The sequence below is a fragment of the Streptomyces cahuitamycinicus genome (assembly GCF_002891435.1).
Classification (GTDB): Bacteria; Actinomycetota; Actinomycetes; order Streptomycetales; family Streptomycetaceae; genus Streptomyces; species Streptomyces cahuitamycinicus.
Map to the genome: position 1 here is coordinate 1 of NZ_POUC01000340.1, position 8,931 is coordinate 8,931.

An 8,931-nucleotide genomic window follows, 5' to 3' on the forward strand; every position below is an offset into this window, starting at 1 on the left:
CCCCTGCCCCACGTGCCATCAGCGGATCAGGGTGCCGGTACGGGGGCGGGTGCGGGCACGGTGTGCGCTGTGCCGGAGCGTGCTGGAGTGCGACACGTAGGGGGCGAGGGCGGGGCCGTCCTTCGCGGAGCGTGCGAGGAGGGCGGCGCCGGGAGGCCCCGCTCGGCTTTCCGCCGGGCGAGCCGCTCGGGTCCTCGTCACGTGTGTGCCGGGCCCGCTCGGCTTCCCACGGGGCGAGCCGCGCGGGTCCTCGCCACGGCGGCTGCCGACAGGTGGGCTGCGCCGAGACGACCACGCCAGGGTCCGGTCGTCAGTGCCGGTGATCGCCGCTGGTGATCTGCCGGTACTCCTCCACCGTCGGTTTCTCGATCCGCGCGTCGGGACCGAACATGGCCTTGGCGAGCCGGGCCCGCAGCCTCTCGGACCGCTTGACCCTGCGGCGGACGCCGCCCGCGTCGACCTCGGGCCCGACCTCGTACGGCGGGTTCTGCTCGTGCTGGGTGAGCGTGAACCGCTCGGCCTGTGCGAGGGGCTCGTGCACCTCGATGTACTCGCCGGTCGGCAGCCGCTTGATGGTGCCGGTCTCCCGGCCGTGCAGCACCTTGGCGCGGTCGCGGCGCTGCAGGCCCATGCAGATCTTCTTCGTGACGATGAACGCGGCGACCGGCAGCACGAAGACGCCGATGCGTACGAACCAGGTGATCGCGTTGATGGACAGATGCAGATGGGTGGCGACGATGTCGTTGCCGCCGCCGATCAGCAGCACCGCGTACAGGGTCAGCCAGGCCACGCCGAGGCCGGTGCGCACGGGCGCGTTGCGCGGCCGGTCGAGGATGTGGTGCTCGCGTTTGTCGCCGGTGATCCACGCCTCGATGAAGGGGTAGACGCCGAGGGCGAGCAGGATCAGGGGGAACAAGGAGAAGGGGATGAACACGCCGAGGGCGAGGGTGTGCCCCCAGAGGTTGATCTCCCATCCCGGCATCACCCGGATCAGGCCCTCGGAGAAGCCGAGGTACCAGTCGGGCTGGGCGCCGGTGGTGACCAGGTCGGGGCGGTAGGGGCCGAAAGCCCAGACGGGGTTGATCTGGGCGATCGCGCCCATCACCGTCAGGACGCCGAAGACGAGGAAGAAGAAGCCGCCGGCCTTGGCCATGTACACCGGCAGGAAGGGCATCCCGACGACCGAACGTTCCTTGCGGCCGGGGCCCGGGAACTGGGTGTGCTTGTGGTAGAAGACCAGGATCAGATGGGCGGCCACCAGGCCCAGCATGATCCCGGGCAGCAGCAGGACGTGGACGGGGTACAGCCGCGAGATGATGTCGTCGCCCGGGAACTCCCCGCCGAAGAGGAAGAACGCCACGTACGTCCCGACGATCGGGATCGACAGGATGGCGCCGTGCGCGAAGCGGAGGCCGGTGCCGGACAGCAGGTCGTCGGGGAGGGAGTAGCCGGTCAGGCCGGTGATGATGCCGAGCATCAGCAGGGTCCAGCCGAAGACCCAGTTCAGCTCGCGCGGCTTGCGGAAGGCGCCCGTGAAGAACACCCGCATCATGTGCACCAGCATGCCGGTGATGAAGACGAGCGCCGCCCAGTGGTGGATCTGCCGGATCAGCAGCCCGCCGCGCACATCGAAGCTGATGTCCAGCGTGGACTCGAACGCCCGGCTCATCAGGACGCCGTTGAGCTCGGTGTAGGAGCCGTTGTAGACGACCTCCTGCATGCTGGGCTCGAAGAACAGGGTGAGGTAGACACCGGTGAGGATCAGCACGACGAAGCTGTAGAGGGTGACCTCGCCCAGCATGAAGGACCAGTGGTCCGGAAAGACCTTGCGCATGTTGGCCTTGGCCAGGGCGTACAGCCCGAGCCGCCCGTCCGCCCAGTCGGCGAGCTGCTCGCCCTTGCCTGCGGGCGGCCTCCGGTGGGCGGAGTCCGTCCCGTACACCCGTCGTGCGCCGTCGTCGCCCATACGTCGTCGCCTCCCCGTCGGATCCTTCCCAGCGTGGCACGGCGTCGCGGCCGTGCAAACGGGGCGTGGGCCAAGGGGACGAGCGGCGGGTCAGCGGCTGCCGGGGTCCCGCACGATCCCCCGCGCCCGTGCGGCCACGAGCCACTTCGGGAACTCGCCGACCAGCCGGTCGTACAGCTCGGTGTCCGGGACCTTCCGCGGGTCCTTCCCGGCGTGGAAGAACCCGGCGTTGTCGATGATCCGCTTGCCCGGTACGGCCAGGTCGTCGAGCTTGCGCAGGAAGTCGAACTGCTTGCTGCCGGGGTCGCCGAACCCGATGAACTGCCAGAACAGCGGCAGCCTGGCGGCCTTGCACAGGTACCGCTCCGCGGCGAGCTTGTTGATCGGCCCGCCGTCGGTCTGGAACACGACCAGGGCGGGCTCGGCCGTCCCGCTGTCGAGGTAGTGGTCGATCACGGCGTCCATGGCCAGGTGGTAGCCGGTCTTCCCCATGTGCCCGAGCCCGGCCACGATCTGCTCGATCCTGCCCCGGTGGTCGGCGAGTGCGATGTCGGTGACGGCGTCGACGTCGGTGGAGAAGAACACCACGGGCACGCTGCCGTCGTCGTCCAGGTGCGCCGACAGGCCGAGCACCCGGTCGGCCAGCGCCTGGACACTGCCGTCCTGGTAGTAGGGCCTCATCGAGCCTGAGTAGTCGACGACGAGGTAGACCGCGGCGCGCAGTCCGGTGAGGCCGTGCCCGGCGAGGGACACCCCGGCGCTCTTGTAGAGGTTCACCAGCGCGGGAGCGGTCTCCTGGACCTTGCTGAGACTGATCGCGACCATGGCCCGCATCCTCTCACTCCTCGGTGACCACTCCGTCGCTCAGCTCCAGCACCCGGTCGGCCAGGCCGAGGAGTTGGGGGTCGTGGGTGGCGACGAGGGCCGTGACGCCCTCGCTGCGGACCACGGCCCGCAGCAGCTCCATGACCGCCAGGCCGGTGGCGGCGTCGAGCTGGCCGGTCGGCTCGTCGGCGAGCAGCAGGGCCGGCCGGTTGGCGAGGGCCCGGGCGATCGCGACCCGCTGCTGCTGTCCGCCGGACAGCTCGGCGGGCCGCTGTGTCTCATGGCCGGCGAGTCCCACCAGGGCCAGCAGCAGCGCCACCCGCTCCTCGCGTTCGCGCGGCTCGGCCCGGCGCAGCCGCAGCGGCACGCCCACGTTCTCGGCGGCGGTGAGGATGGGGATGAGCCCGAAGGACTGGAAGACGAAACCGATCCGGTCGCGGCGCAGTTCCAGCAGCTCGCTCTCGCCGAGCGCCGACAGGTCGGAGCCGCCCACGACGACGCGGCCGCTCTGCGGGGTGTCGAGGCCGCCGATCAGCTGGAGCAGCGTCGACTTGCCGGAGCCCGAACGGCCTCTGAGCGCGACCAGTTCCCCGCTCCGGACGGTGAAGGAGGCCCCGCGCAGCGCGTGCACGGCGGCGGCCCCGGTGCCGTAGGAGTGGTGCAGGTCCTCGACCCGCAGCATCGGCCCGCCGGACGCGTCGTCGGCGAGGGCGGCGCCGGTTCCCGGACTGGTGTTCTCGGTCATCACGGCATCCCATACGGAACCGGTCCGCATGGTCAAGAGCGGGACGACCTCGCGTTCGAACTCATGTGCCGGGCAGGTATCTCCGTGATATGCATACCGGGTTGGGGGATCTGCGGCTCGCGCATCGGGTGGGGGAAGAGTGACGGGCTTACTGCTGCTGCGCCTGCGCGCGCACCGGCTGCTGCTCACGGCCGCCCTGCTCGCCGTCCTGCTGACCACGTCAGTGCTCGCCGCCCTGACGGCCTACTCCGGCTCCGTGGGGGACGCGGCGCTGCGCGGCGCCCTGGGCGGCCGGGCCGCGGCCTCCGCCTCCCTCGTCGTCGAGGCGGACGTGCCCCGGGAGCGGCGGGACGCGGCGCAGCGGGCGGTGGTGCGCGGGGCACGGGATGCCTTCGGCGGGCTGCCGGTGACCGTGCGGAGGCTGGAGCGGTCCGGGCCGTACGCGCTGCCCCGGTCCCTGAGCGGTGCCGAGGCCCGCGCCGGGGAGCCCGGCCTCACGCACCTCGCCGCCCTCGACCCGTCACGGATCAGGCTGCTCGCGGGCACCCTGCCGGGCCCGGCCCCGGCGTCCCGCTCGGCCGCCGTGCCCGTGGCCCTGCCCGAGGCGGCCGCCGACCGGCTGGAGCTGCGGCCCGGAGCTGAGGTCACGCTGACCGACCGGCTGGGCGGCGATCCGCTCCGGGTCCGGGTGACCGGCGTGTACCGGGCGGCCGACAGCTCCGATCCCTACTGGCAGGCCGACACCCTCGGCGGCCGGGGCATCCGCACCGTCGCCTTCACCACGTACGGGCCGCTGCTGACGCACGGATCGGTGCTCGCCTCCGGCCGCGCCTCCGAGGACGCCACCGGCTGGGTGGCGACGGCCGGCTTCGGCACCCTGACGACCGACGGCATCGGCGCGCTCCGCTCGGCCGCCGTCCGCGCGGCCGGGGCGCTGCGCGAGGACCCGGCGCTCGGGGGCGACGCGGACGTGCGCACGGGGCTGCCCGAGGTTCTCGACCGGACCGAGCGGGGCCTGCTGGTGTCCCGGTCGACGCTGCTGATCGTGTCGGTGCAGCTGGTGCTGCTCGCCGGGTACGCGCTGCTGCTGGTGGCCCGGCTGCTGGGCAGCGAACGGGCGGGTGAGACCGAGCTGCTGCGGGCCAGGGGCGGATCGCGTGGCCGGATCGCCGGGTTCGCCGCGCTGGAGGCGCTGCTGCTGGCGGTCCCCGCCGCCGTCTGTGCCGCGCTGCTGTCCGGCCCGCTGGCCCGGCTTCTCGCGCGGTGGTCCTCGCTCGACCGGATCGGGCTGCGGCTCGACACCGCCCCGGCGGGCCGGGTGTGGCTGGTCGCGGTCGGGGTGGCGGCGGCCTGCGCGGTGGCGGTGGTGGCGCCCGCGCTGGCGGCGACGAGGTCGGGGACTCCGGTACGGCTGCGGCGGGTGCGGGCCGCGACGTCGGCCGCGCCGGTGCGGGCCGGAGCCGATGTGGGGCTGCTGCTGATCGCGGGCGTGGCGTACTGGCAGCTCGACCGGCAGACCGAGGCGACCGGCGGTGGTGTGCTCAGCCGGGACCGGGCCGGGGAGCTGGGCGTCGATCCGCTGCTGGTCGCGGCGCCCGCGCTGGCGCTGCTGGCGGGCACGGTCCTGACGCTGCGTGTGCTGCCGTTCGCGGCCCGGCTCGCGGAGCGGCGGTCCGCGAGCGGACGCGGGCTGCCCGCGGCGCTGGCGGGCTGGCAGTTCAGCCGGCGTCCGCTGCGCGGGGCGGGTCCGGTGCTGCTGCTGGTCATCGCCGTGGCGACGGGCATGCTGGCGATCGGGCACGGTGCGTCCTGGGACCGGTCGCAGGAGGACCAGGCCGACTTCCGGACGGGCGCATCCGTACGGGTGCTCGACTACCGGCCGGGCAGCCCCGGGCAGACGGGGCTCTACGCGGCGCTGCCGGGCGCCGTGGACGCCGCTCCCGCGCACCGCGCCACCCTGAGCCTGTCCGGGGACCGCCGGGCGACGGTCCTCGCCCTGGACACGGCCCGTGCCGGGGACGCGATGCTGATGCGCGGCGATCTTGCCGAGGAGCCCCCGGCGCGATTGCTGCGGGCCCTGGCGCCGCCCGCGCCGGACGGGGACCGGGCCGTGCGGCTTCCCGACGGCACCCGGCGGATCGCCCTCGACGTGCGGATCACCGACGAGCGGGCCCCGGCGAAGAGCTCCCCTTCCGATCGTGCGCCGCTGCTCACGGTGGTCGTGGAGGACCGGTACGGCATCGCTTACCGGCTGGGCGGCGGCGTCGTCCCGGTGGACGGCCGGGCTCACCGGATCGCGCTGGACCTGGACGAGACGGCGGCGGGCCGCCGGGCGGCACCGGCCGGGCCGCTGCGGCTGACCGGACTGCAGCTCGACGACACCTCTCCCGTCGACCGCCCCGAACGACACCGGTTCACCGTCGAGCGGTTGCTCGCCACCGGCGGCGACGGCTCAGCGCGGACCGTCCCGGTGCCCGCCGGGACGCGCTGGCGGGGCAGCCGGGTCGTGACGCAGAACGGCGAGGTCGTCTCCCGTGCGCCTGCCGCGCCCGACGCGTCGGGGAGCGCGCCGCTGGCCGTGTCGTACGGCACCGGCGCCGACCGCGACGACGGTTACGGCGCCCAGCCGGTCTACACCGTCCGTATCGACACCACCGGGGCCGAGGTGCCGCGCAGCCTCTCGGCCGTCGCCAGCCGGGACTTCCTGCGCGCGGCGGGGGCCCGGCCCGGCGACACCATCGACGTACCGCTGTCCGGGGAACAACTGCGGGTGCGGATCGTGCGGTCGGTCCAGGAGCTGCCGACCACCGCCACCGACCTGGCCGGGGAGACCCTGTCCGGCGGGGCGCTGCTGCTCGATCTGCGGGCCGTCGACGCCGTGCTGGCGCAGCGGGCCAGCACGCCGCTCACCCCCACCGAGTGGTGGGTGAGCACCGCTCCGGGCCAGGAGGCCGAGGTCGCCGCTGCGCTCAGGGCGCGCCCCGACCTCGAACCCGGGCAGGTGCTGGTGCGGGACGAGGCCGCGGCCGAGTTGCTGCGGGATCCGCTCGGCGCCGGGCCGCGCTCGGCGCTGACGGCGGTGGCGGTGGCGGCCGCGGCCCTGGCCGCCGGGGGTTTCGCGGTGAGCGCCGCCGGTGCGCGGCGGGAGCGGTCCGCGGAGTTCGCGGTGCTGCGTGCCCTGGGCGCGCCCCGCCGGGATCTGGCCCGGCTGGTCGCGACGGAGCAGAGCCTGCTCATCGCCGCGGGACTGCTCGCCGGGCTCGGCCTCGGCGCGGTCCTGACCCGGGCTGTCGTCCCGTTGATCGTGCTGACCTCCGGTGCCGCGCGGCCTCTCCCGCCGGTCCTCGTCGAACTCCCGGTGCCTCAGGTGGCTCTGCTCCTCGCGGGGGTGGCCGCCCCCCTGCTGCTGATCACCGTCGCGTCGGCGCTGCGCCGTGCCGAGCCGGCGGTCGCGCTCCGCCACCAGGGGGACAACTGAGATGCCGCCGAACGCAGAGGGAGCCTTCTGGGTGCGGACCCGGCTGCGGGCCGCGCCCTGGCCTGCGGTCGTCTTCGGTGTGCTGGTGCTGGTCACGGCGTTCCTCGCGGCCGTCCTGCCCCGGGCCGTGGAGGCGTACGAGACGGACGGGCTGCGCGAGGCCGTCGCGCGTGCCGCCCCCGAGTCGACCGTGCTGGAGCTGAGGGCGGAGCAGCCCGGTCTCAACCGTCCGGAGGAGGCCCGGGCCAGCGAGGTCCGGCCGGAGGCGCTCGCGGCGGTCGAGGGCCGGGCGCGGGCGCTGCTGCCCGAGCCGCTGCGGGCGGACCCGGCGGAGTCGGCGTACGGGGTGCGGACCGGCAAGAGCCTCCAGGCGCTGGACGCGTGGCTGCCCCGGCCCGACGGGCTGCTGCCCCGCTTCACGCTGCTCGCGCAGTCGGGAGCGGCCGGCCACGCCATCGTGCGGGAGGGCCGGCTGCCCGCCGCCGACGGCTCGGTGAGCGTGGACACCCGGACGGTGGAAGGGGCCGTGACCGTCGAGACGGCCCGGACGCTGCGGCTGCGGGCGGGCTCCACGCTCACGCTGGACGGTTTCACCGGCGGACCGCTGACCGTGCGCGTCACCGGCGTCCTCCAGCCCCGGCATCCGGAGCGGAGCTACTGGTCCGCGGAACCGGTCCTGCGGACACCGGCCATGGCGAGCGACGGCGGCCGTCCGCCGCAGTTCTACTGGGAGGCGGGTGTCCTGCTCGCGCCGGGTGCCGCCCCGGCCCTGCTGGGCGGTCAGGGAGAGCCGGAGCGGTACTGGCGGTTCGCGCCCGCGACCGGGCGGCTCACCGGGGCGGACACCTCGGCCCTGGTCGAGCGGATCGCGTCTTTGGAGGACGGGCCCGCGCTGGTGCGGATGCGGGCCGTCGCCGGTCCGACGGCGCAGTTGTCCACCGGCTTGGAGCAGGTCGTGGGCGCCTACGGCGAGACGCGTGACGCCGTCGCGCCGGTGGTCGCCGTGGCGGCCTTCGGGATCGCCGCGGTCGCGTTCGTCGTCCTGGTGATGAGCGGTGGTCTGGCCGCCGCACGCCGCGAGGGGGAACTCGCCCTGCTGCGGGCCAGGGGCGGCTCCCTGCGCGGCATCGCCGGGCGGCTGCTCGCCGAGAACGCGGTGCCGGCGGTGCCGGCGGCGGCGTGCGGTCTGCTGCTCGCCGTACTCGTCGTGGACGAGGCCCGGCTGCTGCCCGCCGTACTCGGGGCGGGTGCCGTGGCGCTGCTCGCCTGCGCCGCGCTGCCGGTGCGCGCGGCGGTGGCGCATCGCAGGCCGCGGGCGCATCAGGGGCGCGACGACCTGGCCCGGGCCAGGCCGGGCGGGGGTCGCACGGTCGCCGAACTGACCCTGCTGGTGCTGGCGGCCGGCTCGGTGCTGACGCTGCGCCGCCGGGGCCCGGCCGGGGACGGTGATCTGCTGGTGAGCGCCGCCCCGGTGCTCGTCGCTCTGGTGGCGGCGCTGGTCCTCGTCCGGCTGTATCCGCTGCCCCTGCGGTGGGCCGCGGGCCCGGCGGGGCGGCTGCGCGGGGTGGTCGGGTTCCTGTCGCTGGCCCGCGCGGGCCGCTCACCGGCGGCGGTCGCCACGCTGCCGCTGCTCGCCCTGCTGACGGCACTGACGACGGCCGCGTTCGGCGGGTCCGTGCTGGCGGGCGTGGCGGACGCCCGGGACCGGGCCGCCCTGCTGGAGACGGGCGCTGACGCGCTGATCGCCACCACCGACGGCTCCCCGCTCCCGGCGGGACTGGCGCCGGCGGTACGGGAGGTTGCGGGCGTACGGCAGGTCACGGCCGTGGGCGTCGGGTTCGCTACGGAGGGCGCGTCCGAGGAGGCGCGGTCGCTGACCGTGGCCGGGGTCGAGCCGGACTCGTACGGGGAGTTAGC

At 75.0% G+C, this 8,931-nt stretch carries 5 protein-coding genes; 2 read left to right on the forward strand and 3 right to left on the reverse strand.

What is annotated here, in order from left to right:
* Positions 1-310: 310 nt before the first annotated feature.
* From qcrB to C1J00_RS32145, 3 genes are all read right to left on the reverse strand, one after another.
* A complete protein-coding gene (gene qcrB, locus C1J00_RS32135) occupies positions 311-1,966 on the reverse strand; it encodes a cytochrome bc1 complex cytochrome b subunit (protein ID WP_102912503.1) in 1,656 nt (551 codons plus the stop codon).
* 90 nt (positions 1,967-2,056) lie between these two features.
* Positions 2,057-2,791: a vWA domain-containing protein gene (locus C1J00_RS32140; protein ID WP_102912506.1), complete on the reverse strand. Its 735-nt coding sequence runs from the start codon at positions 2,789-2,791 to the stop codon at positions 2,057-2,059.
* A 13-nt stretch (positions 2,792-2,804) separates the two neighbouring features.
* Positions 2,805-3,536 (reverse strand): ABC transporter ATP-binding protein, encoded by a 732-nt coding sequence (locus C1J00_RS32145; RefSeq protein ID WP_102912507.1) that lies wholly within the window; start codon positions 3,534-3,536, stop codon positions 2,805-2,807.
* Positions 3,537-3,675: 139 nt separating this feature from the next.
* Between C1J00_RS32145 and C1J00_RS32150 the strand changes: the two genes are divergently transcribed.
* Both C1J00_RS32150 and C1J00_RS32155 read left to right on the forward strand, forming a co-directional pair.
* Positions 3,676-7,014 (forward strand): FtsX-like permease family protein, encoded by a 3,339-nt coding sequence (locus C1J00_RS32150; protein WP_102912504.1) that lies wholly within the window; start codon positions 3,676-3,678, stop codon positions 7,012-7,014.
* Position 7,015: 1 nt separating this feature from the next.
* Positions 7,016-8,931 (forward strand): hypothetical protein (locus tag C1J00_RS32155; protein ID WP_102912505.1); only part of this gene is annotated, 1,916 nt, incomplete at its 3' end.

Excerpts from the sequence above, each read along its gene's own strand:
- qcrB (WP_102912503.1), bottom strand. The coding sequence starts at position 1,966 with ATGGGCGACGACGGCGCACGACGGGTGTACGGGACGGACTCCGCCCAC.
- C1J00_RS32140 (WP_102912506.1), bottom strand. The coding sequence starts at position 2,791 with ATGGTCGCGATCAGTCTCAGCAAGGTCCAGGAGACCGCTCCCGCGCTG.
- C1J00_RS32145 (WP_102912507.1), bottom strand. The coding sequence starts at position 3,536 with ATGACCGAGAACACCAGTCCGGGAACCGGCGCCGCCCTCGCCGACGAC.